Source organism: Stenotrophomonas sp. LGBM10, assembly GCF_046736075.1.
Taxonomy (GTDB): Bacteria; Pseudomonadota; Gammaproteobacteria; order Xanthomonadales; family Xanthomonadaceae; genus Stenotrophomonas.
The window spans coordinates 2286933-2312835 of record NZ_CP177163.1 but is presented as its reverse complement, the minus strand read 5'-3'; the positions used below and the strand labels follow the sequence as shown (position 1 = coordinate 2312835).

24 protein-coding genes and 1 pseudogene are annotated in these 25903 nt (G+C 67.4%); 14 read left to right on the top strand and 11 right to left on the bottom strand.

Features of this window, described 5'->3' with window-relative positions; genetic code table 11:
* Positions 1-710: 710 nt before the first annotated feature.
* Positions 711-1811 carry a DNA polymerase III subunit beta gene (gene dnaN / locus ACLB90_RS09750; RefSeq protein WP_019184048.1) on the bottom strand — a complete coding sequence of 367 codons (1101 nt, stop codon included), beginning with the start codon at positions 1809-1811 and terminating at the stop codon, positions 711-713.
* 276 nt (positions 1812-2087) lie between these two features.
* The gene (gene dnaA / locus ACLB90_RS09745) at positions 2088-3422 is read right to left on the bottom strand and encodes a chromosomal replication initiator protein DnaA (protein ID WP_411852731.1); all 1335 of its coding nucleotides are present in this window, start codon (positions 3420-3422) and stop codon (positions 2088-2090) included.
* 254 nt (positions 3423-3676) lie between these two features.
* On the opposite strand from dnaA, the gene rpmH reads away from it, so the two are divergent.
* The 5 genes from rpmH to ACLB90_RS09720 all read left to right on the top strand — a co-directional run bounded on the left by rpmH (position 3677) and on the right by ACLB90_RS09720 (position 8663).
* Positions 3677-3817 carry a 50S ribosomal protein L34 gene (rpmH, locus tag ACLB90_RS09740; protein WP_006404565.1) on the top strand — a complete coding sequence of 47 codons (141 nt, stop codon included), beginning with the start codon at positions 3677-3679 and terminating at the stop codon, positions 3815-3817.
* Positions 3818-3822: 5 nt separating this feature from the next.
* Positions 3823-4314 carry a ribonuclease P protein component gene (gene rnpA, locus ACLB90_RS09735; protein ID WP_411849325.1) on the top strand — a complete coding sequence of 164 codons (492 nt, stop codon included), beginning with the start codon at positions 3823-3825 and terminating at the stop codon, positions 4312-4314.
* Positions 4314-6011, top strand: a complete 1698-nt coding sequence (yidC, locus tag ACLB90_RS09730; RefSeq protein WP_411849324.1) for a membrane protein insertase YidC — start codon at positions 4314-4316, stop codon at positions 6009-6011. The genes rnpA and yidC overlap by 1 nt, the downstream gene beginning before the upstream one ends.
* Positions 6012-6125: 114 nt before the next feature.
* Positions 6126-7469 (top strand): tRNA uridine-5-carboxymethylaminomethyl(34) synthesis GTPase MnmE, encoded by a 1344-nt coding sequence (gene mnmE, locus ACLB90_RS09725; RefSeq protein WP_411849323.1) that lies wholly within the window; start codon positions 6126-6128, stop codon positions 7467-7469.
* A gap of 159 nt (positions 7470-7628) precedes the next feature.
* Positions 7629-8663, top strand: a complete 1035-nt coding sequence (locus ACLB90_RS09720; RefSeq protein WP_411849322.1) for a glycerophosphodiester phosphodiesterase — start codon at positions 7629-7631, stop codon at positions 8661-8663.
* A 116-nt stretch (positions 8664-8779) separates the two neighbouring features.
* On the opposite strand, the gene ACLB90_RS09715 is transcribed toward ACLB90_RS09720, so the two are convergent.
* Together ACLB90_RS09715 and ACLB90_RS09710 are read right to left on the bottom strand one after the other, a co-directional pair.
* Positions 8780-9559, bottom strand: a complete 780-nt coding sequence (locus ACLB90_RS09715; protein WP_411849321.1) for a rhomboid family intramembrane serine protease — start codon at positions 9557-9559, stop codon at positions 8780-8782.
* Between the two features lie 97 nt (positions 9560-9656).
* Positions 9657-10616, bottom strand: a complete 960-nt coding sequence (locus ACLB90_RS09710; protein ID WP_411849320.1) for a TerC family protein — start codon at positions 10614-10616, stop codon at positions 9657-9659.
* 280 nt (positions 10617-10896) lie between these two features.
* Between ACLB90_RS09710 and ACLB90_RS09705 the strand changes: the two genes are divergently transcribed.
* The gene (locus ACLB90_RS09705; protein ID WP_411849319.1) at positions 10897-12069 is read left to right on the top strand and encodes a class I SAM-dependent rRNA methyltransferase; all 1173 of its coding nucleotides are present in this window, start codon (positions 10897-10899) and stop codon (positions 12067-12069) included.
* Positions 12070-12243: 174 nt separating this feature from the next.
* Positions 12244-13488: a dipeptidase gene (locus tag ACLB90_RS09700; protein WP_411849318.1), complete on the top strand. Its 1245-nt coding sequence runs from the start codon at positions 12244-12246 to the stop codon at positions 13486-13488.
* A gap of 639 nt (positions 13489-14127) precedes the next feature.
* Here ACLB90_RS09700 and ACLB90_RS09695 read toward each other — a convergent pair.
* Entirely contained in the window at positions 14128-15540 is a 1413-nt protein-coding gene (locus ACLB90_RS09695; RefSeq protein WP_411849317.1) for an amino acid permease, read from the bottom strand.
* Between the two features lie 181 nt (positions 15541-15721).
* Positions 15722-16717: an aldo/keto reductase gene (locus ACLB90_RS09690; protein WP_411849316.1), complete on the bottom strand. Its 996-nt coding sequence runs from the start codon at positions 16715-16717 to the stop codon at positions 15722-15724.
* Positions 16718-16836: 119 nt separating this feature from the next.
* On the opposite strand from ACLB90_RS09690, the gene ACLB90_RS09685 reads away from it, so the two are divergent.
* Positions 16837-17739 (top strand): LysR family transcriptional regulator, encoded by a 903-nt coding sequence (locus tag ACLB90_RS09685; RefSeq protein ID WP_411849315.1) that lies wholly within the window; start codon positions 16837-16839, stop codon positions 17737-17739.
* Positions 17740-17751: 12 nt separating this feature from the next.
* On the opposite strand, the gene ACLB90_RS09680 is transcribed toward ACLB90_RS09685, so the two are convergent.
* The 3 genes and pseudogenes from ACLB90_RS09680 to ACLB90_RS09670 all read right to left on the bottom strand — a co-directional run.
* Positions 17752-18117, bottom strand: coding sequence for a hypothetical protein (locus ACLB90_RS09680; RefSeq protein WP_411849314.1), 366 nt, complete (start codon positions 18115-18117; stop codon positions 17752-17754).
* A 189-nt stretch (positions 18118-18306) separates the two neighbouring features.
* The gene (gene leuE, locus ACLB90_RS09675) at positions 18307-18933 is read right to left on the bottom strand and encodes a leucine efflux protein LeuE (RefSeq protein WP_411852730.1); all 627 of its coding nucleotides are present in this window, start codon (positions 18931-18933) and stop codon (positions 18307-18309) included.
* Positions 18934-18949: 16 nt separating this feature from the next.
* A pseudogene (locus ACLB90_RS09670) lies at positions 18950-19917 on the bottom strand (LysR family transcriptional regulator); the annotation flags it as partial.
* 92 nt (positions 19918-20009) lie between these two features.
* Here ACLB90_RS09670 and ACLB90_RS09665 point away from each other — a divergent pair.
* The 6 genes from ACLB90_RS09665 to ACLB90_RS09640 all read left to right on the top strand — a co-directional run bounded on the left by ACLB90_RS09665 (position 20010) and on the right by ACLB90_RS09640 (position 24805).
* Positions 20010-21017 (top strand): zinc-binding alcohol dehydrogenase family protein, encoded by a 1008-nt coding sequence (locus ACLB90_RS09665; protein WP_411849313.1) that lies wholly within the window; start codon positions 20010-20012, stop codon positions 21015-21017.
* A gap of 34 nt (positions 21018-21051) precedes the next feature.
* A complete protein-coding gene (gene nfsB, locus ACLB90_RS09660; protein ID WP_411849312.1) occupies positions 21052-21705 on the top strand; it encodes an oxygen-insensitive NAD(P)H nitroreductase in 654 nt (217 codons plus the stop codon).
* Positions 21706-21806: 101 nt separating this feature from the next.
* Complete coding sequence (gene rmuC, locus ACLB90_RS09655) at positions 21807-23390, top strand: DNA recombination protein RmuC (protein ID WP_411849311.1); 1584 nt, start codon at positions 21807-21809, stop codon at positions 23388-23390.
* Between the two features lie 11 nt (positions 23391-23401).
* Positions 23402-23785, top strand: a complete 384-nt coding sequence (locus ACLB90_RS09650; protein WP_411849310.1) for a hypothetical protein — start codon at positions 23402-23404, stop codon at positions 23783-23785.
* Between the two features lie 55 nt (positions 23786-23840).
* Positions 23841-24401 (top strand): glutathione peroxidase, encoded by a 561-nt coding sequence (locus tag ACLB90_RS09645; protein ID WP_411849309.1) that lies wholly within the window; start codon positions 23841-23843, stop codon positions 24399-24401.
* A 113-nt stretch (positions 24402-24514) separates the two neighbouring features.
* Positions 24515-24805 (top strand): DUF6916 family protein, encoded by a 291-nt coding sequence (locus ACLB90_RS09640; RefSeq protein WP_411849308.1) that lies wholly within the window; start codon positions 24515-24517, stop codon positions 24803-24805.
* Here ACLB90_RS09640 and ACLB90_RS09635 read toward each other — a convergent pair.
* Together ACLB90_RS09635 and ACLB90_RS09630 are read right to left on the bottom strand one after the other, a co-directional pair.
* A complete protein-coding gene (locus ACLB90_RS09635) occupies positions 24798-25358 on the bottom strand; it encodes a GNAT family N-acetyltransferase (protein ID WP_411849307.1) in 561 nt (186 codons plus the stop codon). The two genes, ACLB90_RS09640 and ACLB90_RS09635, sit on opposite strands and share 8 nt — an antisense overlap.
* Positions 25355-25888 carry a phage tail protein gene (locus ACLB90_RS09630; RefSeq protein WP_411849306.1) on the bottom strand — a complete coding sequence of 178 codons (534 nt, stop codon included), beginning with the start codon at positions 25886-25888 and terminating at the stop codon, positions 25355-25357. The genes ACLB90_RS09635 and ACLB90_RS09630 overlap by 4 nt, the downstream gene beginning before the upstream one ends.
* Positions 25889-25903: the final 15 nt, after the last annotated feature.

The window sequence follows — 25903 nt, the reverse complement described above, 5'->3', positions numbered from 1 at the left end:
CGGCACCGAACACGTGGAACACCCTCGAATTCTTTGAAATCTGCGCAGCGGCCAGGGGTGTAACCGTGCAGATTTCAAGGAATTCGCGTCGTCTGGACGCGTCGATTTCTTGAAATCTGAAGGACAGCGCAAGGGTTCAGTGCGCAGATCGGAAGGGATTCAGGGGCACCGGATTCCGCTGTCCACAGGCCCTCTGTATGACTTATGCACAAACTCTGCGCAAGCTGTGGATAAAAAGAGCCCCGATCCTACCCCTGAAAGATATCCACAGGTTCAACCCCAGGCTCAGGGCCTGTTTTACCGGGGGTTTCGAGGTCTAATTTCCCTTTGATTTCAACAAGATAAGGTACTTTTCAACCAAATCTGGCCCTACCATCACCACCTAGCTTTAGATTTATATACAGTTTTTAAAGCATAGAGCTGTGATCCAGGCGCTGAAAAAAGCGCTGCTTCGGCAGCGTCGGATCTGTTGGCTCGGGATCAGCGAAGAACGTGGAATTGCGCAGAATCCGGGGGCGTGGATCTCACCGTTCCTCTTCGCAGCCATCGTGGTTGGCGCAGTCGGCAACGCGATCGTGAAACGGGGGAGCGCAGCCGACTCACGGTCGAATCGCGAATGCTCCACGTGGAACAACATCGCAGCCAAAAGAAAACCCGGCACTCGGCCGGGTTTCCTGATTACGTCTGTTCCACGTGGAACCTTGCACCTGTCAGAGGCGCAGCGGCATCACCACATGACGCGACTTCTCGCTGCTGGCTTCACGCACCAGCGCCGACGAGTTGGAATCACGCAGCTGGATCACAACGTGCTCGTCGCGCAGAGCCGACAGCGCATCCAGCAGGTAGTTCACGTTGAAGCCGATCGCCAGATCGCTGACCGTGGTATCGGCTTCGATCTCTTCCTGGGCTTCTTCCTGCTCGGGGTTGTGCGCGCTGATCTTGAGGTTGCCCGGCGAGACTTCCACGCGAATGCCGCGGTACTTCTCGTTGGACAGGATCGCGGCACGCTGCAGCGAGGCACGCAGAGCTTCGCGGTCGACCTTCACTTCGCGATCGGCGCCAATCGGGATCACTGCTTCGTAATCCGGGAAGCGACCGTCGATCAGCTTGGAGGTGAAGGTCACATCGTCGCGCTTGACGCGGACGTGGCTGCGGCCGACTTCCAGCTCGATCTCGCGATCGCCGCTTTCCAGCAGACGCTGCAGTTCGGTTACGCCCTTGCGCGGCACGATGATCTGACGCTTGGCGCCGCTGGCTTTTTCCAGCTCGGTTTCGCACAGCGCCAGGCGGTGACCGTCGGTCGCCACGGTGCGCAGTGCATCGCCACGCAGGTCGAACAGCAGGCCGTTGAGGTAGTAGCGCACGTCCTGCTGGGCCATCGCGAACGCCGTGCGCTCGATCAGTTCCTTCAGGGTGGCTTCGCCGATGGCGACGCGCTCGGTGGCTTCGACTTCGTCTACCGACGGGAAGTCGTTGGCCGGCAGCGTTGCCAGGGTGAAGCGGCTGCGGCCTGCCTGCACGGTGATCTTGTCACCGGTCTGCGAGACGGTGATCCGGCTGCCGTCGGGCAGGGCGCGGATGATCTCGAACAGCTTGCGGGCGGGGATGGTGGTCTCGCCGTCCTGGGCATCTTCCACCGCGATCCGCGACACCATTTCCACTTCCAGGTCCGTGCCGGTCAGCGACAGCTGTCCGTTCTGGACCTGGACCAGGAAATTAGCCAGAACCGGCAGGGTCTGGCGGCGTTCGACCACGTTGACGACTTGTGCCAACGGCTTGAGAAAGGCTTCGCGCTGCAGTGTGAAACGCATGTGGTTCCGTGCCCCTATGCTTTAAAAAAATGTGGAATAAATCAAAAGCTTGGTGGTGCTGGTAGCGCCAGAATCGCTGGAAAACACAGCTAAGTCTTTGTAAATAAAAGGGTTTTGGACCGCGAAACCCTCTGCATTACTGCCCCTCAGGGGGTGGGGAAAGCTGTGGATAATTTTGCCGCCGAATCAGCGGGCTTTTTTATCCACAGCCTGTCCCGTGCTTACTACCGGATTCTGCACCGTTTTATGCGATGACGCCTTAGCGGCGTACATGCATCATTCGCTCAACTTCCGGATCAGCTTGTCCCAGTCTTCCCTCAACTTGCCGTCGGTTTCCATCAGCGTCCGGATCTGGCGGCAGGCATGCAGCACCGTGGTGTGGTCCCGGCCGGCAAAGGCGTCGCCGATTTCCGGCAGGCTGTGCTCGGTCAGTTCCTTGGTCAGCGCCATCGCCACCTGGCGGGGGCGGGCCAGCGACCGGGTCCGGCGCTTGGACAGCAGATCCTTGATCTGCAGCCCGTAGTAGTCGGCAACGGTTTTCTGGATGTTGGGAATGCTGATGGCCTGCTGCTGGGCACGCAGCAGGTCGCGCAGGGTTTCCTGGGCAAAATCGGTGGTGATCGCACGGCCCGTGAAATTGGCGCGGGCGGTCAACGTATTCAGCGCACCCTCGAGGTCGCGGACATTGGAGCGCATCTTCTTGGCAATCAGAAACGCCACATCGTCGGGGATCTCAGCACCGCGCTCGCGGGCCTTGGCCAGCACGATGGCCGCGCGGGTCTCGAAGTCCGGCGGCTCGATGGCCACCGACAGGCCCCAGGCCAGCCGCGACTTGAGCCGTGCTTCCAGGCCCTCGACTTCGCGCGGGTACCGGTCGCAGGTGAGGATGATCTGCTGCTTGCCGTCGAACAGGGCGTTGAACGTGTGGAAGAACTCTTCCTGGGTCCGATCCTTGCCGGCGAAGAACTGGATGTCATCGATCAGCAGCGCGTCCACCTGCTGGAACTGGCGCTTGAACTGATCCATGGTTTTTTCCTGCAACGCACGGATCATGGCGCTGAAGAACTGTTCCGAACGCAGGTAGAGCACCTTGGCGGCCGGGTTGGCCTGGCGCATCGCATTGCCGGCCGCGAACATGAGGTGGGTCTTGCCCAGGCCGGTCCCGCCGTACAGCAACAACGGGTTGTGGGCGCGATCGCCGGGTTTCTGCGCCGCCTGGAACGCCGCGGCCAGACCCAGCTGGTTGCTGCGGCCTTCCACGAAGTTGGCGAAGGTGTAGTGCGAGTCCAGGTTGCCGGCGAACGGCACCAGCGGCTCGGCCGGCACAACCGGGGCGGTGAAGCCCGAAATCGGCGCGATCTGCGGCTCCACCGGGCGCGGACGCGAGCCGATTTCAAGAAAAACGTCGCCAAAACCGGCGAAGTGCGCCAGCAGTTCCTTGATGCGCGCCAGGTACAGCTCGCGCACCTGGTCGACGATGAAGGCGTTTGGCGCATAAAGCACCAGGCTGTCCGCGCGCAGATCTGCCTGCAGCGGCTTCAACCAGGTGTGAACGTCCTCTGGCGGAAACTCCGCTTCAAGGCGTTCGAGACAACGAGACCAGGCATCCATCGGCAATAATCGTCTGGGGCCAGCGGTAAAGGCGTAGGAAACCGCCGCACCGCAGGCCGGAAGGGGGGAAGAATGGATGGCGCAGACTACCACCGACGAGGGGGGCCGGGAATGGTTGTCCCGAAGTTATTCACAAAATGATCCACAGCTATTGCACAGGCCGATGAAATCCCGTAGTGGGCAGCACTTGACGGCACCGCAACCAGGTCTATAGAATTTCCGGTTCTTTCCGTCCCCTTCATATAGAGGCCCGCATGGCCACCAAGCGCACTTTCCAACCCAGCAACCTCAAGCGTAAGCGCGACCATGGCTTCCGTGCCCGTATGAAGACCGCTGACGGCCGCAAGATCCTGTCGCGTCGCCGCGCCAAGGGCCGCAAAGTCCTGAGCGCTTGATTGCAATGCCGCTTCCCGCGGCAGACGCAATCCAGACTGTGAGCAGTTCCGACCCGCGCAAGCGATTTCCTCGCTCTGCGCGGGTTCGTACGCGTGCCGAATATACAACGGTCTTCAACGGCGCCCGCCGTGTGTCCGATCCGCTGATGACCCTGCACTGGCTGAAGAGCGATTCTCCGGCCAGGCTGGGTCTTGCGGTGTCGCGCAAAGTCGATCCCCGAGCCGTGGGTCGCAACCGAGTGAAGCGTGTGTTGCGCGATGCCACACGCCACCTACGGCCGTGGCTGAGTGCCGGCGATTACGTCGTCGTCGCCCGTAGCGCTGCCCGTACCGCCAGCAATGCAGAGATCCGCCAGGCCTTCGAGCGCCTGTTGCGCCGCCTTGGCACATTGCCCATGCCGGGCGCGGACGGCACAATGCCGCCGCCTCTGGGCGTTGCATCCCTTTCCCAGTCCGAGCCGGCATCGCGTGCCGGCCACGCCGAGCCTCCACGCTGATGAACCAGACCCGCGTTTTCCTGATCTTTGCCTGGCTGATGGTGGCCGTGTTGCTGTGGATGGAGTGGGGCCGCGACAAGGCCGCTCCGGCGACCGCGCCGGTGGCCGCCCAGACCACGGGCGCCGTGCCCGCTGCCGCTGGTGCCGTGCCGGGCGCTTCGGTGCCGCACGCGCCGGGCAGTGCCCCGGCCGCGGCGACCGCCCAGGCCGACGCCGGCGCCCCGCGCGTTACCGTCACCACCGACGTGCTGCGCCTGGTGCTGGATGGCGGCACGGTGCTGGATGCCGAGCTGCTGCAGTTCCCGCAGACCAAGGACGACGGCAGCCCGCCGGTGCGCCTGCTGACCGAGGAAGCCACCCACCCGTACCGCGCGGTGAGTGGCTGGACCAGCCAGGACAAGAGCATGCCGGTGCCGGAAGCCAACGGCTTCACGCTGGTCGGCGATGCCAAGACCTTCGAACTGGCCAAGGGCCAGAACGAACTGCAGATCCCGTTCGTGTGGAATGGCCCGAACGGCGTCAGCATCCGCCGTACGTATACGGTCAGCCGCAACGAGTACGCGGTGAAGATCAAGGATGAAGTGATCAACGCCGGTACCACCCCGTGGAACGGCTACGTCTACCGCACCCTGGACCGCACCCCGACGATCCTGTCGCGCAGCATGACCAACCCGGACTCGTTCAGCTTCAACGGCGCGACCTGGTTCGATGCCGAGAAGAAGTACCAGCGCCGCGCCTTCAAGGACTACCTGGAAGATGGCCCGCTGAACCAGCAGGTCACCGGTGGCTGGATCGCGATGCTGCAGCACCACTTCTTCACCGCGTGGATTCCGCAGGCCGACCAGGCCGCGAACTACGCGCTGTCCCAGCATGACGGCCGCGACCAGATCCAGGCCACCGGCCCGGCCTTCACCGTCGCGCCGGGCCAGCAGGTCAGCTCCGAGGCACGCCTGTGGGTGGGCCCGAAGCTGGTCAACCAGATCGCCAAGGAAGACGTGCCGGGTCTGGACCGTGTGGTCGACTACAGCCGCTTCTCGCTGATGGCGATCATTGGCCAGGGCCTGTTCTGGGTGCTGAACCAGGTCCACAAGGTCGTCAACAACTGGGGCTGGGCGATTGTGGGCCTGGTGATCCTGCTCAAGCTGGTGCTGTACCCGCTGTCGGCCGCGCAGTACAAGAGCGGTGCCAAGATGCGTCGCTTCCAGCCGCGTATCGCGCAGCTCAAGGAACGCTATGGCGATGACCGCCAGAAGTTCCAGACCGCGATGATGGAGCTGTACAAGAAGGAGAAGATCAATCCGATGGGCGGCTGTCTGCCGATCCTCATCCAGATGCCGATCTTCTTCGCGCTGTACTGGGTGCTGGTGGAATCGGTGGAACTGCGCCAGGCGCCGTGGTTCGGCTGGATCCAGGACCTGACCGCACGCGACCCGTACTTCATCCTGCCGGTGATCAACGTGGCGGTGATGTGGGCCACGCAGAAGCTGACGCCGGCGCCGGGCATGGACCCGATGCAGGCCAAGATGATGCAGATGATGCCGCTGATCTTCGGCGTCATGATGGCCTTCATGCCGTCCGGTCTGGTGCTGTACTGGGTGGTCAACGGTGGCCTGGGCCTGCTGCAGCAGTGGTGGATGACCAAGCGCCACGGCAGTGACCCGGTGCCGGCCACCGCCGCGCCCGCCAACAAGAAGTAACCGGGCAACCGGAACCAGGAAACCCGCCGCAAGGCGGGTTTCCTGCATCTGCGGCCCGCGCACCGGCGCGATCCGTAGAATGGCCCCGATCCATCGCACACGGCAGCCCGCCCCATGTCCTCCGCTCCCGACACCATCGTGGCCATCGCCACCGCACCCGGCGCCGGTGGCGTGGGCATGCTGCGCCTGTCCGGCCCCCACGCGGCCGCCATCGCCGAGGCGATCGGCGTGCGTACGCTGCGCCCGCGACACGCGCATTACGCCCGCTTCCGCGATGCCCACGGCGAGGTGATCGACGACGGCATCGCGCTGTGGTTCCCGGCACCGCACAGCTTCACCGGCGAAGAGGTGGTGGAACTGCAGGGGCACGGCAGCCCGGTAGTGCTGCAGCAGTTGGTCGCGCGCTGCATCGCGCTGGGCGCGCGGCAGGCGCGGCCCGGGGAATTCAGCGAGCGCGCCTTCCTCAACGGCAAGCTCGACCTGGCCCAGGCCGAGGCCATCGCCGATCTGATCGCCGCCGGCGATACCCGCGCAGCGCGCGCGGCCCGGCGCTCGCTGGACGGGGTGTTCTCGCGCCGGGTGGAGGAGGTCGCAGAACAGCTTGTTCTGCTGCGCATCCACGTGGAAGCGGCCATCGACTTCGCCGATGAACCGCTGGATACCCTCGGCGGCGAGCAGGTGCGCGGCGGCCTGGGCGAGGCGCTGCGCGCGATGGGGCGGCTGCGCGACGACGCCGAACGCGGCCGCAAGCTGCGCGATGGCCTGCACGCGGTGCTGGTGGGGCCGCCGAACGCCGGCAAGAGCTCACTGCTCAATGCGCTGGCTGGCAGCGAACGTGCCATCGTCACCGACATCGCCGGCACCACCCGCGACACCCTGCGCGAAACCATCCGCATCGACGGGCTGGAACTGACCCTGGTCGATACCGCCGGCCTGCGCGAAGGCGGTGACGCGATCGAACGCGAAGGCATGCGCCGCGCACGCGCGGAGATGCAGCGCACCGACCTGGCGATCATCGTGCTGGATGCGCGCGATCCGCAGGCCGGGCGTGTCGCGATCGGCGATGCCATCGCCGACGTGCCGCAGCAGCTGTGGATCCACAACAAGAGCGATCTGCTGGCCGAACTGCCCGCCGATGCCGGGCCGGATGTGGTGCATGTGTCGGCAGCCACCGGCTTGGGGCTGGACCGCCTGCACGCGCGGCTGCGCGAACTGGCCAGCGGTGGCGCCGGCGACAGCGTGGATGGGGAGTTCTCCGCACGCGCGCGCCACGTGGAGGCGATCGTCCAGGCCATCGGCCATGCCGAGCGCGCCGAGGCCGAGCTGGTGCACGAGCACCTGGAACTGGCCGCCGAGGAACTGCGGCTGGCGCACGAGGCCTTGGGCGAGATCACCGGGCGGATGAGCGCGGACGATCTGCTGGGGCGGATCTTCTCCAGCTTCTGCATCGGCAAGTAGCCGCGTACTTCCCGCTGTCACACCGCATCGCCACACTACGCCGGTCCTTTCCACGCCCCGCCGCGTTGGCGCGGGCCGCATCAACAGGGGTTTGCGGTGTCGAAGTCGTTGTGGGGTTGTGCGTTGCTGTTGTCGCTGGCCGTGGCACCATCGGTGGCCATGAGCGCTGAATCTTCCCCCGCGCCGCGCAAGGCGGCCGTGTACGGTCACCGCGGCGCGAGCGCGCTGTTGCCCGAGCACACCCTGGCGTCGTACGCCCAGGCCATCGCCGATGGTGCGGACTACATCGAGCCGGACCTGGTGATGACCAAGGACGGCGTGCTGGTGTCGCGGCACGAGAACGAGATCGGCGGCACCACCGATGTGGCCGCACACCCGGAGTTCGCCAGCCGCAAGACGGTCAAGACCATCGACGGCGAGCGCATCGAGGGCTGGTTCACCGAAGACTTCACCTTGGCCGAGCTGAAGACGCTGTACGCCCGCGAGCGGCTGCCGCAACTGCGCAGCACCGCGTTCGATGGGCAGTTCCGCATTGCCACGCTGGACGAGATCATCGCCTTCCTGGTGCAGCAGGCCGGCCGCGCCAACCGCGGCATCGGGCTGGTGCCGGAGATCAAGCACGGCACCTACTTCAAGAGCATCGGCCTGCCGATGGAAGACAAGGTGCTGGCCACGCTGCAGGGCAATGCCTATACCCGCGTGGCGCCGGTGACGATCCAGTCGTTCGAGGTCGGCAACCTGCAGTATCTGCGCGGCAGGATCGGCCGCGACAGCAACATCCGCCTGCTGCAGCTGCTGGGCGATCCGGCACAGCAGCCCGGCGATGTGCTGGCCGCCAATGGCACCCAGCGCTATGCGGATCTGATCACCCCGGCCGGGCTGCAGGACGTGGCGACCTATGCCGACGGCATCGGACCGAGCCTGCGCATGGTGATTCCGCTGGATGCGGCCGGCAAGCTGGGCACCCCGACCGCGCTGGTGCGCGATGCGCATGCGGCCGGGCTGATGGTGATCCCGTATACCTTCCGCCCGGAGAACTACTTCCAGGCCGCCGACTTCCGCAGCGGCGAGCCCAATGCGCGCAATGCGGACGGGTCGGTGGCGGAGATGCGCGCCTACCTGGCGACCGGCATCGATGCCTTCTTCACCGACGACCCGGCGCTGGGCCGCCAGGCAGTGGACACCGAACGCTAGGTAGTGCCGGCCGCTGGCCGGCTCCTCGGAACCCACCCGACGCCCTGCAGAGCCGGCCAGCGGCCGGCACTACAAGGTTCGCGGGTGTTGTGTCGGGAGCCGGCCGGCGGCCCGGATTACGGGCGGTCGTCTGGTCTGCGGAACGGGATCACGACGTAGTCCTGGCCTTCGCGCGGCTGCCACAGCACCGGTACGCGCTGCGGTGACGGCGGTTCCAGGTCGTTGTCGCGCTGGGGGGCCAGCGCGTCGTCGTCCTCGTCCTCGTCCTCCCAGCTGTAACGCTTGCGCGGGGCCATCGGGTCGGACAGGCGGAACAGCAGGGCGCTGATGATGCCGGCGAAGGCACCGCCCATGTGCGACTGCCAGGACACGCCCGGCTCGTGCGGAAGAATGGTCAGCAGCATGCTGCCGTAGAACAGGAAGGCGATCAGGCCGGCAGCGATGGCGGGCCGGTCGCGGCGCAGCAGGCCGAGCACGAACACCAGGAACATCAGGCCGTGGGTGATGCCGCTGGCACCCAGATGGCGGCTGCCGATGTCGCCGAGCAGCCAGGCGCCCAGGCCCGAGCCGATCCACAGCAACGGGAACGCGCGCAGGGTGGCCTTGGGATAGACGCTGCCGGCCAGGGTGCCGAGGATCAGCAGGGCGGCCGCGTTGGCGCCCAGGTGCTGGACCGAGCCATGCAGCAATGGCGCGCCGAGAATGCCGAGCAGGCCGGCCGTGTCCAGCGGGGCGACCGCCCACGGGCGCCAGTCGAAATGGCCTTGCGCGGTGAACACCGCCACCAGCACCAGCACGAAGGCCAGGCTGAGGTTGAAGGCCCGCATCACGCGACCGCGGTCGGTACGGGACGGGGCCGGCGGGGCGCCGGCAGGCAGGGGCAGGTTGGCGTTCATACCCTTAGGGATTGCGTCGCCCGGGCTGAACACAAGGGCAACGCAGTGGGAGAGAGAGGTACCGCCTGCGGGACAATCCCGCAGGCGGCAACCGGGGTCAGGCGTGGCCGCCCTGCTTGGGCGGGTTCTTCAGGCTCAGCACCACCGTGGCGGCGATGATGACGGCCACCACGCCCAGCGAGATTGGGGTGGGGATCTTGAAGATGTCGATCAGCATCATCTTGGCGCCGATGAAGGCCAACACCAGGGCCAGGCCGTACGGCAGCAGGTGGAAGCGATCGGCCATGCCGGCCAGCAGGAAGAACATCGCGCGCAGGCCCAGCACCGCGAACACGTTCGAGGTCAGCACGATGAACGGGTCGGTGGTGATGGCGAAGATGGCCGGGATGCTGTCCACCGCGAAGATCACGTCGGTGACGGCGATGAGGATCAGCACCACGAACAACGGCGTGAACCAGCGCTTGCCGTCGCGCATCACGCTCATGGCATTGCCGGCATAGTCGGGCAGCAGGCGCAGGTGCTTGCGCATCCAGCGCAGGGCAGGGTTGGTCTCCAGATCAGGCTCCTGACCGGCCGAGAACCACATCTTCCAGCCGGTGAAGAGCAGGAAGGCGCCGAACACATAGAGCAGCCAATGGAACTTGGTCAGCAGCACGCTGCCGGCGAAGATCATGATCGTACGCAGCACGATCGCACCCAGGATGCCGATGATCAGCACCTTCTGGCGCTGTTCTTCCGGCACGGCGAAGTAGCCCATGATCATCAGGAAGACAAAGATGTTGTCCACCGCCAGGGCCTTCTCGACCAGGTAACCGGTCAGGAACTCCAGGCCGACCTTGTTGGCCACGACCTGGCCGGCGGTCTCGTTCAGGTAGTACCAGAGGCCACCGTTGAAGGCCAGGGCCAGGGCGACCCAGCCGATGGACCACCACAGGGCCTCCTTGAAGGTGACCTTGTGCGGGCCGCCGTGGCGCATCAATACCAGGTCGACCAGCAGCGCGATGACCACCACCGCGCCGAAGCCGCCCCACAACCACAAATTACCGATCGTCTGCATGGGTTTATCCGTTGGGAAAAGAAAAAAGCCTCAAGCCGGACGGCGAGGATCTGCAACGGAGGATCGGGGGGATCCGGGGACAGAGCTTCGCCATACGGCGAAGGTCTCGCTCGCAGTCCCGATGGGTGGGACTGCCGTTGCACCGGAGCCTGCGGGCTCGAATTGACGGCGACAACGTCTGGGAGCTACTCCCCTTCTGGCGCCGATTCTGCGGGCTGATCGGGCTGGCGTCAAATCGCCGGCCTGCCGGGCCGGGGCGGCGCCCGTTTACAATAGGCCGATGAACAATGCCCCCGCCCCCGTAGTCCGCCTCAAGAACGCCTGGCGCTCCAGCCACCCGTGGATCTTCCAGAAACTGGTCGAAAAGCCTGCCGTCCGGCCCAAGCCCGGTGCCATCGTCGATGTGGTCGGCGTGGACGGGGAGTGGATCGGCCGGGGGTTCTACAACGGTCATTCGCGCATTGCCGTGCGTATCCTGGAAACCGATCAGCGCATCCCGGTGGACGCTGGCTGGTTCTCGCGCAAGATCGCCCAGGCGGTGTCGCTGCGTCGTGACGTGCTCAAGCTCGATGACGTGTCCAATGCCTGGCGCGTGGTTCACAGCGAAGGCGATGGCCTGTCCGGCCTGGTGGTGGACCGCTACGGCGACCTGGTGGTGGTGGAGTTCTTCGCCGCCGGCATGTTCCGCCACCGCGAATGGATCTACGAGGCGCTGCGCGAGCAGTTCCCGGGGTGCCGCTTCCACAGCTTCGCCGACGAACACGTGCAGAAGCAGGAGAGCTTCGACTTCCACGGCAACACCACCACCGAAGCGTCGGTGATCACCGAGTACGGCGTGAAGTTCCGCGCCGACCCGGCCGGTGCGCACAAGACCGGCTTCTTCGCCGACCAGCGCGAAAACCGCGAGTGGCTGAGCCAGCAGGTGGAAGGCAAGTCCGTGCTGGACCTGTGCTGCAACACCGGTGGTTTTGCGGTGTATGCCGCGGTGCGCGGCGCGTCCGAGGTGGTCGGCATCGACATCGACGAGGACGTGATCGACATCGCCAAGGGCAATTCGCGCCTCAACAACGTGCGCCCGAAGTTCGTGCAGTCCGACATCTTCCCGTGGCTGCGCGATGCGGCCAACCGCGGTGAGCAGTACGACGTGGTGATCCTGGACCCGGCCAAGATGACCCGCGACCGCGACCAGGTGATCACCGCCCTCAAGAAGTACCTGGACATGAACAAGCTGGCGCTGGGCGTGGTCAAGCCCGGTGGCCTGTTCGCCACGTTCTCGTGCACCGGCCTGGTGGCCGAGGACCAGTTCCTGGACATGCTGCGCCGTGCGGCCTTCTATTCCGGCCGCACCATCCAGATCCTGAAGGTATCCGGCGCCGGTCCGGATCACCCGTTCATGGCTCACGTGCAGGAATCGCGCTACCTCAAGGCCGTGTTCTGCCGCGTGCTGGACTGACGCAGGGCCGGCCGCTGGCCGGCGTTGCGGCGATACCGGGCATTGCAGGGAGCCGGCCAGCGGCCGGCGTTACGGCAATTTCGCGCATTGCGGGGAGCCGGCCAGCGGCCGGCACTACCGTTTCCTGTGCCTGCGGCGCTATGGTCTGACGCTTCCCGAATGGTGAGAGGCGTCATGACGTTGCGCAGTCTGTCCCTGCTGGTGTCGCTGGCGTTGTGCACGCCGTTGGCCGCCCATGCGATCACGTTCACCCCGCAGGAGCTTGCGCGCGCTGCGGCGCTGCAGAAGACACTGCTCACCCTCGACAGCCACCTCGATACGCCGGCCAACTTCCATCGCGAGGGCTTCGACATCGCCCAGCGGCATGACCACAACGCGCTGTCGCAGGTGGACTACCCGCGCATGGTCGAGGGTTCCCTGGATGGCGGCTTCTGGGCGATCTACACCGACCAGGGCGACCGCAGCGCGGCCGCCCACCAGCAGGACCGCGACGCCGGCCTGCTGCGGTTGATGGAAATCCGCGAGATGCTCGCCGCACATCCGGAGACCTTCCAGCTCGCGCTGACTGCTGCCGATGCCGCCAGGATCAAGGCCGCCGGCAAGCGCGTGGTCTACATCAGCATGGAGAACGGCAGCCCGCTGGTCGATGACCCGACGCTGCTCAGCTTCTACCACCGCGCCGGGCTGCGCCTGCTCAGCACGGTGCACTTCGCCAACAACGAGTTCGCCGATTCGGCCACCGATCCCAAGGGCGCCGAATGGAAGGGCCTGAGCCCGGCCGGCAAGGCGCTGGTGGACGAGGCCGTGCGGCTGGGCATCGTGATCGACCAGTCGCATGCCTCCGACGCGGTATTCGACGACCTGATCGACCGCATGCCGGTGCCGTTCGTGCTGTCGCACAGTTCGGCCAAGGCGATCTACAACCACCCGCGCAACCTGGACGACGCGCGTCTGAAGCGCCTGGCCAAGGCCGGTGGGGTGATCCAGGTCAACGCGTACGGCGGGTATCTGATCGACATCGGCAAGAACGACGCGCGCGCGCTGGCCGAGAAGACGGCGATCGACCAATGGGGCGGCTACGACAACCTGAGCATGGCGCAGGGCGTCAAGCTGGCGCAGGCGCGGGCCGAACTGGACCGGTTGCAGCCGGTGCGCACCGCCACGCTGGACGATTTCTTCGCCCACTTCGAGCACATCCTCAAGGTGGTCGGTCCCGAGCACGTGGGCATCGGCCTGGACTGGGACGGCGGTGGCGGGCTGGCGGATCTGCAGGACGTGAGCCAACTGCCGAAGATCACCGCATGGCTGCTGCGCAAGGGTTACACCCGGCAGCAGATCGCCGCCATCTGGGGCGGCAACCTGCTGCGCGTGATGCAGCAGGCGCAGGATCACGCCAACAACGTGGCCGCCACCCCGTAGAGCCGGGTTCTACCCGGCTTGGTTCGGCGCGGGTGTTGGTGCCGGCGGGCGGGAGCAGCCGGGCAGAGCCCGGCTCTACGTGTGGCTTCGTTCGGGCGCCGGGGGCCTCACGGCGGGCGAGCAGCGCCGTCGTAGAGCCGGGTTCTACCCGGCTTGGTTCCGGAGCCGGTGTTCGTGTCGGCGGGCGAGAGCAGCCGGGCAGAGCCCGGCTCTACGTGTGGCTTTTTTCCGGCGCCGGCGGCCTCGCGGCGGGCGAGCAGCGCCGTCGTAGAGCCGGGTTCTACCCGGCTTGTTTCGGCGCGGGTGTTGGGGTCGGCGGGCGAGAGCAGCCGGGCAGAGCCCGGCTCTACGTGTGGCTTTTTTCCGGTGCCGGGGGCCTCGCGGCTGGCGAGCAGCGCCGTTGTAGAGCCGGGTTCTACCCGGCTTGGTTCCGGCGCCGGTGTTGATATCGGCGGGCGAGAGCAGCCGGGCAGAGCCCGGCTCTACGTGTGGCTTTTTTCCGGCGCCTGGGGCCTCACGGCTGGCGAGCAGCGCCGTTGTAGAGCCGGGTTCTACCCGGCTTGGTTCCGGAGCCCGTGTTCGCATCGGTAAACAAGAGCAGCCGGGCAGAGCCCGGCTCTACGGTGCCGGCCGTGCCTATCAGGCCTTGCCCAGCACCGCGTTGCGACGCCCATAGGCGAAGTAGGCGATCAGGCCCAGGACGTTCCAGCCCAGGAAGTAGAGCTGGGTTTTGCTCGGCAGGCTGAAGAACAGGTACACGCAGCCGATCACTGCCAGCGGGCCGACGATCCACGCCAGCGGCGTGCGGAACTTGCGTTCGCGGTTCGGTTCGCGCGCGCGGAGCACCACCAGGCACAGGCCAACGGCGGTGAACGCGGCCAGCGTGCCGGCGTTGGCCAGCGCGGCGATCTCGTCCAGGCGGGCCACGCCGGCCAGCGCGGCCACCAGGACGGCGGTGAACAGCGTGGTGGCGATCGGGGTGCCGGTGCGCGCACTGACCTTGGACAGGCCGCGCGGCAGCAGGCCGTCGCGCGACATGACGAAGAAGATGCGGCTCTGCCCGTACAGGAAGGCCAGCAGCACGGTCGGCAGGGCGATCACCGCCGCCGCACCGATCCACTTGGCCGCGCCCGGGCTGCCCAGCTCGCGCAGGATCAGCGCCAGCGGCTCGGCGCTCTGGCCGAAGATGGTGTAGCTCATCGCACCGACGGCGGCGAGCGCGACCAGCACGTAGATGATGGTGCAGCCGACCATCGACCCGATGATGCCGATCGCCAGGTCGCGGTCGGGCTTCTTGGTTTCCTCGGCGGCGGTGGAAATCGCATCGAAGCCGTAGAACGCGAAGAAGATGATCGCCGCAGCCGCCATCACGCCGCGTTCGACCCCGCCTTCACCCACCGACTTGGCGAACCCGAACGGCATGAACGGGTCCATGTGGCCGGTGTCGAAGTGCGGCAGCGCGATCGCCACGAACACGGTCAGCGCGATGATCTTGACCACCACCAGAACCGCGTTGAGGGTGGCGCTTTCCTTGGTACCGGCCATCAGCATGCCGGCCACCACGAAGGTGATCAGCACGGCCGGCAGGTTGATGAAGCCGCCGTCCACATGGGGACCGGCGGTGAGCATCAAGGGCAGTTCGATGCCCCAGCCGTGCAGGAAGCCGACCGCGTAGCCGGACCACCCCACCGCCACGGTACTCACCACCAGCGAGTACTCCAGGATCAGACTCCAGCCCACCACCCAGGCCACCATCTCGCCGAGAGCGGCGTAGCTGTAGGTGTAGGCGCTGCCGGCGGCCGGCATCATCGTCGCCAGTTCGGCATAGGACAGTGCCGCACAGGCGCACACCGCGCCGGCGATGGCGAAGGAAATCAGCACGGCCGGGCCGGCCAGGTTGGCGCCCACGCCGATCAGCGTGTAGATGCCGGTGCCGACGATGGCGCCGATGCCCAGCGCGATCAGGTGCGGCCAGCTCAGGGTGGGGATCAGTCGCCTGCCGGCTTCATGAACGGTGACGGTGTCTAGGGACTTGCGCCGGAGCAACGACATGGGGCCTCGCGGTGGATGACTGTTAACGACAAGTCTGCGAGTTTTACCGAACGCGGTGCAGCATTACTACTGCCAAGCGTCCACCGGTCCGTGCATGACCACATGACTGGGGGAAGCTTGACGAAACCGGCACAATGCGCCGCGCCTGGGTGCAGGCGCGGGCAGTACCGGTCGAACGCGATCAGCGGTCCAGCGTGGCCATCGCCGCGGCGGCATAGCGCGGGCCGGCGGCGGCGTCGGGCGGGAAGATCGCGTCGATGCGGGCCAGCTCGTCCGCACTCAGCTGCACCTGCAGCGCCCCCAGGTTTTCTTCCAGATACGCCAGCCGCTTGGTGCCCGGGATCGGCACCAGGTCCTCGCCCTGTGCCAGTACCCACGCCAGGGCCAGTTGCCCCGGGGTGATGCCCTTGGCGCTGGCCATCGCGGTGACCGCGTCGACCAGGGCCAGGTTGCGCGCGAAGTTGTCGCCCTGAAAACGCGGCGACTGGCGGCGGTAGTCGTCGGCGTCGAAATCGCCCGGGCTGCGGATGGCGCCGGTCAGGAAGCCACGGCCCAGCGGCGAGTAGGGCACGAAGCCGATGCCCAGCTCGCGTACGGTCTGCAGGACGCCGTTGTGCTCGGGATCGCGCGACCACAGGGAGTACTCGGTCTGCACGGCGGTGATCGGGTGCACGGCATGTGCGCGGCGGATGGTGGCGGCGGCGGCTTCGGACAGGCCCAGGAAGCGCACCTTGCCCTGTTCGACCAGCCGCGCCATCGCGCCGACGGTGTCTTCGATCGGCACGGTGCCGTCCACGCGGTGCTGGTAGTACAGGTCGATGTGGTCCACGCCCAGCCGGGCCAGGCTGGCCTCGCAGGCGGCGATCACGTACTCGGGGCGGCCATCCACGCTGCGCGCGCGGGTGTCGGTGGGTTCCAGCTTGATGCCGAACTTGGTGGCCAGGAACACCTGGTCGCGGCGGTCGGCGATGGCCTTGCCGACCAGCACCTCGTTGGTGTGCGGGCCATACATGTCGGCGGTGTCGAGCAGGGTCACGCCGTGTTCCAGCGCGCGGTGGATCACCGCGGTGGCATCGGCATCGCTGCCGCGGCCGCCGTAGAACGCGCTCATGCCCATGCAGCCAAGGCCGAGCGCGGAAACGGTGGGGCCGTGAGGGCCAAGGGTGCGGGTCTGCATGGGAAAGCTCCGGAAGCGGGGGAGGGCGGCGCCTGCGAACGCCGGAGCCACAGCATCCTCCGCTGTACCATGTGGATAAACCGGTATTGGCCACATCGACCTTGAAGGCAGGCTTCACAATGTCCTCCCAGCCCCCATTGTCCGCCGTGGTCGCCTTCGCCCGTGTGGCCCACCATGCCAGCTTCACCCGCGCGGCCGACGATCTCGGCATATCCCCCTCGGCGCTGTCGCAGACGGTGCGCGCGCTGGAGGCCCGCATGGGCGTGCGCCTGCTGCACCGGACCACCCGAAGGGTGGGCCTGACCGAACACGGCGCGCGCTTCCTGGCGCGGGTGCGCGACGGGCTGGCGCAGATCGACGCGGCGTTCGAGGACCTGGACAGCGTGCGCGATGTGCCGGCCGGGAAGCTGCGCATCAACGTGCCGCGGGTTGCGGCGGAACTGCTGGTGCTGCCGCACCTGCCCGCGTTCATGGCGCGCTACCCGCAGGTGGAGGTGGAGCTGTTCGTGGAGCCGGCGCTGGTGGATCTGGTCGCCGGCGGTTTCGACGCCGGCATCCGGCTGGGCGAATGCCTGGCGCGCGACATGATCGCGGTGCCGATCGGCCCGCTCGAGCGGCAGGTGGTGGTGGCCACGCCGGACTACTTCGCCGCCCACGGCACGCCGCGCACGCCGGCCGATCTGGTCGGGCATGCCTGCATCGTGCACCGGCGCAGCAACGGCCGGCTGATGGCCTGGGAGTTCGGCCACGACGGTCGCGACTTCGAGGTGGAGGTGAGTGGCCGGCTGGTGTTCAACGATGCGGCGTTGATCCACGCCGCCGTGCGCGCCGGCCTCGGCATGGGCCAGGCGTTCGAGGCGGTGGTGGCGGCCGATGTCGCAGCGGGCCGGTTGCAGGCGGTGCTGCAGGACTGGCAGCCGCCGTTCGCCGGGTTCCACCTGTACTACCCGGCGCGCGAGCAGATGGCGCCGAAGCTGCGGGTGTTCATCGACCACCTGCGCCAGTCCCGCCGCGCGGACTGAACGCGGCGCCGATCAGCCGGAGGCGCAGGCGGCGGTGTCCAGCAGCAGCCGCAGCCAATCGCCATCGCACGGCAGCCCATGCGGAAACACCACCTGGGCATCGCCGGGGAAGCGCTTGCAGCGCAGGACGCCGTGCTCGTCGAACATCCGCCAGCCCTGCGCGGCATCTTCGGCGTCGCGGATGCGCCGGTGCAGTGCCTGCGCCAGGCTGGCCTGGCAGTCGTAATGGCAGGCGCGCAGGTCGATGTGATCCAGCGGCTGCAGATCCGCCAGGATGCGGCAGACCGCAGGATGGGCCAGGTCGATACGCCCAGTGCCCATGCCGAGCAGGCGCTCGTCGAATCCGGCCAGATGCTGCACGAAGTACACGGGGGGCATCGATTCCTCGCGTGGGGCGCGCGGACGCAGCAGGCGCGGCCGTGGGGCGATGGGGCCGATTGGACACCCGCCGGGGGCGGCAGGGAATCTCAAGTTATTGATTGAAGCCCAACGTCTGGATGACCACGCCTATTCGCCCGCATGCGCAACACGCTGTGCGGGAGGCGCATCGGCCCACGTGCCGGGGCTTCAGCCGCTGACGCCGAGGCGTACGCCAAACCCGATCAGGAAAACGCCCGCCACGCGTTTCAGCAAAAGCCCTACGCGGGGATGCTGAAGAATCCGACGCCGCAGCAGGTTGCCCACCCCGATCAGCACCGAGCAGTACGCCAGGCCCATGACGAAGATGATCACTGCCATGCTGGCGAACGTCGCCATGCCCTGGTGCCGCGTGGGGTCGATGAACAGCGGCAGGAACGCCATGTAGAAGATGATCGCCTTGGGATTGAGCAGGTTGATCAGCACCGCCTGGCGGAAGTAGTGCCCCGGCTGCAGGCGGATGCCGCCTTCCTCGCCCGCAGGACGGGGACGCCGCAGCAGGCCGATGCCGATCCACACCAGGTAGGCCGCGCCGAGATACTGCACTGCGTGGAACACCAGCGGGTTGGCCTTGAGCAGCGCGGCCACGCCGGCCACCGCCAGCCACATCAGGATCTGGTCGCCGAGCAGCAGGCCGAACAGGGCGGTGTAGCCGCCGCGCACGCCGCCGCGCCCGGTGGCGGTGAGCAGGGTGAACGTGCCGGGGCCGGGCAACGCCAGGAACACCAGCACGGCAGCAACGAAGGTCCACAGATCCTGGATGCCCATCCACGGCATGGCGGCGACTCGACAACGGGGGAGCGCCATTGTCCGGCACCACCCCGGTTCCCGATAGCGTCAACCGGATGGGCGCGGCAGATCCTTCAGCAGCGGTTGCAGGCGGTGCTCGAACAGCGCGTGCAGCTGCCGGATCGCCGGCGAGAACTGCTTGCGATGCGGGCACACCAGGTTCAACGGCAGGCTGTCGCCGGCGCCGTCGAGCAGCACCTGCAGGCGGCCGGCGCGGACGTCCTCGCGGAGATCCAGCCACGACTTGAACACGATGCCTTCGCCGGCCACCGCCCAGCGGCGCACCACATCGGCATCGTCGCAGATCATGTTGCCGCGCACCTGCACCACCACCCGGCGGCCGTCGGCCTCGAAATTCCAGCGGTCGTAGGCACGGCCGGCGAGCTGGTAGAGCAGGCAGTGATGGTCCTTGAGCGCGTCCAGGCTGGTGGGCGTGCCATGCCGGGCCAGGTAGCCGGGCGCGGCGGCCAGCACCCGGCGGTTGCCCGGCAGCAGCGGCAGGGCAACGTAGCTGGCGTTGTCGAAGCGGCCGAGACGGAAGGCGATGTCCACCGGATCGCGGAACACGTCGGCCACCTGGTCGGACAACTGCAACCGCAGCTGCAGCTTCGGATGCGCAGCGCGGAACTCGGTCAGCCAGGGCAGCAGCAGGTGGCGGCCGAGGTCGGAGGGCGCGGCCACCTGCAGCACCCCGCGCAGCTCGGCATCCTCGCCGCGCACCCGGGCCTGGCCCTCGCTCAGCGTGGCCAGCACGTCCTGGGCATAGGGCAGGTACAGCGCGCCTTCGGCGGTCAGGCGCAGGCTGCGGGTGGAGCGCACGAACAGCCGCAGGTCCAGCTCGCGCTCCAGCCGCGCCACGGCCGCGGCGACCTGGCCGGGCAGCAGGTCGGCTTCGCGCGCTGCATTGGAGAAGCTGCCCAGTGCCGCGGTACGGACGAACAGGGCCAGATCGTCGACACGGACCATTTTCATTCCAGGAGTGAAAGTGCTGACCGATTCTGCGCCTTTTCGGGCGCGCCGGTGAAGCGCACGCTGTGCTCCTTCCCCCACGGACCTGCCTTTCGATGAAAGCTGTTGCCTACACCCAACACGGCCTGCCGATCAGCGACCCGCGCGCGCTGGTGGACATCACCCTGCCGCTGCCCGAACCGGGTCCGCGCGACCTGCGCGTGCAGGTCCGGGCGATCTCGGTCAATCCGGTCGATACCAAGGTGCGCAACGGCGTGGCCGTGGATGGGCCACGCGTGCTGGGCTGGGACGCCGTCGGGATCGTCGATGCGGTCGGCAGCGAGGTGCGCCTGTTCCAGCCGGGCGACGCGGTCTTCTATGCCGGTGCGATCGGCCGGGCCGGCAGCAACGCCGAGTACCAGCTGGTGGATGAGCGCATCGTTGGCCGCAAGCCGGTCAGCCTGGACGATGCCGCCGCCGCGGCGCTGCCGCTGACCGCCATCACCGCGTGGGAACTGCTGTTCGACCGCCTGCGCATCGCCGAGGGTGGTGGCGAGGGCCAGACCCTGCTGGTGGTCGGTGCGGCGGGCGGCGTGGGCTCGATCCTGGTGCAGCTGGCGCGCCAGCTGACCCGGCTGACGGTGATCGGCACTGCCTCGCGACCGGATACCCAGGACTGGGTGTATGCGCTGGGCGCGCACCATGTCATCGACCACGCCCAGCCGCTGACCGACGGCCTGACGCGCCTGGGCATCGCGGCGGTGGACCATGTGGCCAGCCTCACCCACACCGACCAGCACTACGACCAGATCGTGGCCGCGCTGGCGCCGCAAGGCCAGCTGGCGCTGATCGACGACCCCGGCCAACTGGATGTGATGGCGCTCAAGCGCAAGAGCCTGTCGCTGCACTGGGAGTCGATGTTCACCCGTTCCAGCTTCAACACCCCCGATCTGGAGCGCCAGCATGCGCTGCTCGACCGCGTGGCCGACCTCGTCGATGCCGGCGTGCTGCGCACCACCCTCGGCGAGCACTACGGCCGCATCGACGCCGCCAACCTGCGCCGTGCGCATGCTCTGGTCGAGAGCCACCGCGCGCGCGGCAAGCTGGTCCTCGAAGGCTTCTGAACCCCTTGCCAACCCTGTACTGGACACCGTTCCCATGACCCTCGCTCCCGTGGCCCTTCGCCGTCACACCACCAAGGCCTACGACCCCACCCGCACGCTGCCGCCGGCGGTGCTGGAGGACCTGCTCGAGGTGCTGCACCACGCGCCGTCGTCGGTGAATTCGCAGCCGTGGCATTTCCTGGTGGCTGGCAGCGCCGAGGCGCGCGCCCGCATCGCGCGCGCCACCCAGCCCAACCAGCCGTACAACACCGCCAAAATCACCGATGCCTCGCACGTGATCGTGTTTGCCACGCGCACCGCGATCGATGATGCGTACCTGGCGCAGGTGATCGAGCAGGAAGCCGCCGACGGGCGCTTTCCCACCCCGCAGGCCCGCGAGGGCCAGCGCGGCGCGCTGCACCACTACGTGGACCTGCACCGCCACACGCTGGGCGATGTGCAGCACTGGATGCAGAAGCAGACCTACCTGGCGGTGGGCACGCTGCTGCTGGCGGCGGGGGTGCACGGCATCGATGCCACACCGATGGAAGGATTCGACGCGACGGTGCTGGATGCCGAACTGGGCCTGGCCGAGCGCGGCCTGACCAGCGTGGTGCTGGTGGCGCTGGGGTACGGCAGCGAGACCAACTTCAACGCCGGCCTGCCCAAGTCGCGGCTGCCGCGCGAACAGCTGTTCACTCATCTGTAACCCTGCCCCGCCCACGCGGATCGATGCGGCCCGGCTCGCCGGGTCCGCATCGCTGCTGCCTGGCGCAGCCATTGAGACCGGCACGGCCTACACTTGCCGGCATGCAAACCGAATTCCTTCTGCTTGGCGGCCTGCTGTGCGCCGTCCTCATCCTGCAGCTGATCCTCCTGCTGCGGCGTTCCCAGCATGGCGGCCTGGAGCAGGCCCTGCGCGATGAAGCCCGGGTTGGGCGCGGCGAGCTGCGCGAGCAGCTTGAAGGGCTGGGCCGGCAGCAGGATGCGCGGCTGGAAAGTTTCGCCCGCGCGCTGACCGATCTGTCCACCCGCACCGACCAGCGCCTGGACCTGCTGCGCGACGCGCTGGGCGAAGACGCGCGCAAGGCACGCGAAGAACACGGCCTGGCCCAGCAGCGCACCGGCGATCTGCTGGGGCAGCGGCTGCACGACGTGCGCCTGCAGCTGGAAGCCTTCGGCCAGCAGCAGCAGGCACGCATCGACGCGTTCGGCCAGCAGCTGCTGGACCTCACCACGCGTACCGACGGGCACATGGCCGCGCTGCGCCAGACCCTGGCCGAGGACGCGCGCAAGGGCCGCGACGAGAACGTGCAGTCGCAGCAGCGGCTCGGCGATACCCTCGGCCAGCGCCTGCAGGACCTGACCCAGCGCAACGAACAGCGCATCGGCGAGATGCGCGCCACCCTGGAGCAGCAGCTCAAGAGCCTGCAGAGCGACAACGCCGAGAAGCTCGACCAGATGCGCGTCACCGTGGACGAGAAGCTGCAGACCACGCTCGAAGCCCGCCTGGGCGCGTCGTTCCAGCTGGTCTCCGACCGGCTGGAGCAGGTTCAGCGCGGGCTGGGCGAGATGCAGCAGCTGGCTACCGGGGTGGGCGACCTCAAGCGCGTGCTGACCAACGTCAAGAACCGCGGCAGCTGGGGCGAAGTGCAGCTGGACAACATCCTCGAGCAGACCCTCACCCAGGAGCAGTACGCGCGTGGGGTGAAAGTGCGCCCGGACAGCGGCGAGATGGTGGATATCGCGGTGCGCCTGCCGGGCCGTGGCCATGAGGACACCCCGGTGTGGCTGCCGATCGATTCCAAGTTCCCGCGCGAGGATTACGAGCGCCTGCTCGATGCGCAGGAGCAGGGCGATGCCGACGGCGTACGCGTGCAGGGCGCGCAGCTGGAACGTGCGATCCGGGTCCAGGCCAAGTCGATCTGCGAGAAGTACATCGTGCCGCCGCACACCACCGACTTCGCGGTGATGTTCCTGCCCACCGAAGGGCTGTACGCGGAGGTGATCCGCCGCCCGGGGCTGGTGGACCTGCTGCAGCGCGAGCACCGCGTGGTGGTGGCCGGGCCGACCACGGTCACCGCGTTGCTCAACAGCCTGCAGATGGGCTTCCGCACGCTGGCCATCGAACAGCGCTCCAGCGAGGTGTGGAGCCTGCTGGGCGCGGTGAAGAGCGAGTTCGGCAAGTTCGCCGGCATCCTGGAAAAGGCCGAAAAACAGATCAGCACGGTGGGGCGCAGCCTGGGCGAAGCCAGCCGCAAGACCCGCACCATCGAACGGCGCCTGCGTGGCGTGGAATCGCTGGGCAGCGAGCAGACCGATCTGCTGCTGGCCGATGCGGCCGGCGACGATGACGACACCGGCGTGGACGACACCACGTCTGAACCGACATGAGGAATGGACCCATGCGCATTGTGTTGATGATGTTCCTGCTGTGGGCGCTGGCCGGTTGCAGCAGTGCGCCGCACGCGACCGGGTCAACGGTGCCGGTGGCCAGCGTGGAAGCGGGCGCGACGACCGCCCAGCGCGCCGAATGCGAGGCCGCCGGCGGTGAAGCCAGGCCGCTCGGCCGCCTGCAGCACGTGCACTGCGTGGTGCCCTATGCCGATGCCGGCAAGGCCTGCAGCGCCAAGGCCGACTGCAACGGTCAGTGCCTTGCCCGGGAGGGCGCCGAGCTGGTGGCAGGCGCGGCAGCGCGCGGCGTCTGCCAGCGCGACATCAGCCAGAACTTCGGCTGCCGCCAGCGCATCGACAACGGCGTGGCGCAGGGCACGATCTGCGTCGACTGACCCGTCTCCGGCACGGGTATGCTGTGCCGCCAACCTGCCATTGCAAGGATTTCCCGTGAGCCAGACCGTCTACGACATCCCCGTCACCACCATCGAAGGCCAGCCGTCCTCGCTGGCCGATTACCGCGGCAAGGTGCTGCTGGTGGTCAATGTCGCCTCCAAGTGCGGCCTGACCCCGCAGTACGAAGGCCTGCAGGCGCTGTATGCCGAGAAGCAGCCGGCCGGCCTGGAAGTGCTGGGTTTCCCGGCCAACAACTTCCTGGCCCAGGAGCCGGGCAGCGAGGCGGAGATCCAGCAGTTCTGCCAGCTGGAGTACAACGTCGGCTTCCCGCTGTTTGCCAAGATCAGCGTCGCCGGTGAGGACATCCACCCGCTGTACCAGCAGCTCACCGCAGCCCAGCCGGCCGCCACGGGCGAAGGCCCGATGCGCGAAAAGCTGCAGGGAGCGGTGGCCAAGTACCCGGACCTGGTGGTCAATCCGGCACCGGCGGTGCTGTGGAACTTCGAGAAGTTCCTGATCGGCCGCGATGGCAAGGTGATCGCGCGCTTCGCACCGGACGTGCCGGCCGATGACGCCCGCCTGGTGGCCGCGATCGACGCTGCGCTGGCCGCCTGATGCGGGCCGCGTGCAGGCGCGCCGCGCGCCTGCACGCACCTTGCGCGCACCGCGCGCAGCGGCGAGGATGATGGCCGCCGCGACGCATGCGGCATGCCAACAGGGGACAAGGCATGGAGATGCTGACGCTGGAACATTTCGCAGGCTGCGTGGACGAGACGTTCGCCGTGGATCTGCAGGGCATGCAGGTGGACTTCGTGCTGGTTGAAGCGCGGCCGCTGAAGCACGCGCGCCCCGATGCGCCGCGCGTGCCGTTCTCGCTGCTGTTCCGCAATGCCGCCCCGATCGTGTTCCCGCAGCAGATCTTCTCGATGCGCCACGACCGCGTGGGCGAGGTGGGCATTTTCCTGGTCCCGATCGCGCAGGAGCGCGCGGGGTTTCTCTACCAGGCGGTGTTCAACTGAGGCCGGCGGTGCCTGTCCAACGCATCGCCACATGGGTCTGCGCCTCTGCTGCCACGTCGGCAATGAAGCCCAACCGTTCGTAGAGCCGGCGTGCTGCCGGGTTGTGAACCTGCACGCTCAGACGCAGGCTGCGCCCGCGCATCGCCGCGGCCTGCTGCAGCTGCTGGATCAGCGCCGTCCCTAGCCCGCGGCCGCGCCAGGCCGGCAACAGGCTGATGTCCACCAGCAGATCGTCTTCGCCGGCCTCGTCGATATACACCCGGCCCACCGCCTGCCCGTCGACGTCGATGGCCAGGTAGTGCGCCTGCGGGTAGTGGCCCAGGTAGTGCTGGTGCTGGGCCACGAACTGCTGCGCCAGAAACTGTTGTTTGACCGTCTCCGGCCACGGCAGGGGCTGCAGTTCCTGCGCGCGGGTGGTGGCGTACAGCGCCATCAGCCACGGCAGGTCGGCGCTGCCCAGCGCGCGCCACGCCCACGGGATGTTGCCGTTCACCGCGGCCAGGGCAGGGCGCCGTTCCGCAGGGAACGGCGCCAATGTGTCGGCCGGGATCATTCGAAGTACGGGAACGTGCCTTCAAGGGCGATGCAGAAGTTGACCGTCAGGTACGGCTGCCGGTTCTCGTGCGGGTTGCCGCCACCTGTGGGCTGCAGCATGTTGGGTGCCATCGGTGTGTTGGCAACCGCGTTGCTGAAGGACTTGACGGTGCTGGTACCGGGCATCGACAGCGCACCGTTGGTGGCTGGGGTGGCCAGGCGCTTGGCGGCGCCCTGTGCGTAGGCGACCAGGTCATGCCGGTGTGCGGGCAGCTGATCGCTGGTCAGGGAGACCGCGTTGCTGCCGAACGTCTGGCCCATCACCCGCGGGCTCAAACTGGGCCCGGTACCCTGGCCGGCGGCTGCGCGCGCTACCAGGTTGGGCAACTGGAAGGTGGTCGTTCCGTTGCCGCCGTACTGGGTGCCGATCAGCGAATACAGGGCGGTGTTCTGCCGCAGCGGCAGCATTGCGCCGTTGCAGAAGGCCCAGCCCTTGGGGTTGTAAGGGAATCCGAACATCTGGATTTCGCCGAGGAACGAATCGCTCATGGTGGTGATCTCTGC